2 tRNA genes and 2 rRNA genes are annotated in these 848 nt (G+C 49.6%); all 4 read left to right on the top strand.

Features of this window, described 5'->3' with window-relative positions:
* Window positions 1-101, top strand: a 16S ribosomal RNA gene (locus tag EJN67_RS13945); the annotation flags it as partial.
* 107 nt (window positions 102-208) lie between these two features.
* Window positions 209-284: transfer RNA gene (locus tag EJN67_RS13940), tRNA-Ala, on the top strand.
* A 4-nt stretch (window positions 285-288) separates the two neighbouring features.
* A tRNA-Ile gene (locus tag EJN67_RS13935) sits at window positions 289-365 on the top strand.
* A 91-nt stretch (window positions 366-456) separates the two neighbouring features.
* A 23S ribosomal RNA gene (locus EJN67_RS13930) occupies window positions 457-848 on the top strand; the annotation flags it as partial.

The raw sequence follows: 848 nt of genomic DNA, 5'->3' as shown, positions 1-848 counted from the left end.
ACCTAACCGTAAGGGAGGAGCCGTCGAAGGTGAGCTTAATGACTGGGGTGAAGTCGTAACAAGGTAGCCGTATCGGAAGGTGCGGCTGGATCACCTCCTTTCTAAGGAGTAATAAAAAACGGTGAAAAAGAAGCACATGGGAATGACTTATGGTAAAAGGATGCACTGTTTGGTTTTGAGGGTCTAATATCCTCAAAAAAAGAAGTGTGGGGGTGTAGCTCAGTTGGGAGAGCACCTGCCTTGCAAGCAGGGGGTCAGGAGTTCGAATCTCCTCATCTCCACCAAAATGGGCTCATAGCTCAGCCGGTTAGAGCGCACGCCTGATAAGCGTGAGGTCGGTGGTTCGAGTCCACTTGAGCCCACCAATTGCACCTTGAAAACTACACAATGCCAAAGCAACACAAACAATATTGTAGGGTAGAAATACACTACAGTTTCGCAAGGTTAGAAAAGATAGATCAAGCTATGAAGAGCGTAGGGTGGATGCCTTGGCACCAGGAGCCGAAGAAGGACGTGGCAAGCTGCGAAAAGCTGTGGGGAGCCGCAAGCAGGCATTGAACCACAGATGTCCGAATGGGGGAACCCACCTAGGAAAACCCTAGGTATCCCATACTGAATCCATAGGTATGGGAAGGAAAACCCGGGGAACTGAAACATCTAAGTACCCGGAGGAAGAGAAAGAAAACTCGATTTTCCAAGTAGCGGCGAGCGAACGGGAAATAGCCCAAACCCGTATCTTCGGATACGGGGGTTGTGGACCGGCAATATCCAACTGAATCCTAGTCGAACTGGCTGGAAGGTCAGACCAAAGAAGGTGACAGTCCTGTAGACGAAAGGTGTAAGAAGGA

Source organism: Xylanivirga thermophila (assembly GCF_004138105.1).
Taxonomy (GTDB): domain Bacteria; phylum Bacillota; class Clostridia; order Caldicoprobacterales; family Xylanivirgaceae; genus Xylanivirga; species Xylanivirga thermophila.
Note: the sequence above shows the minus strand (reverse complement) of the source record. Positions and strands in the feature narration are given on the sequence as shown.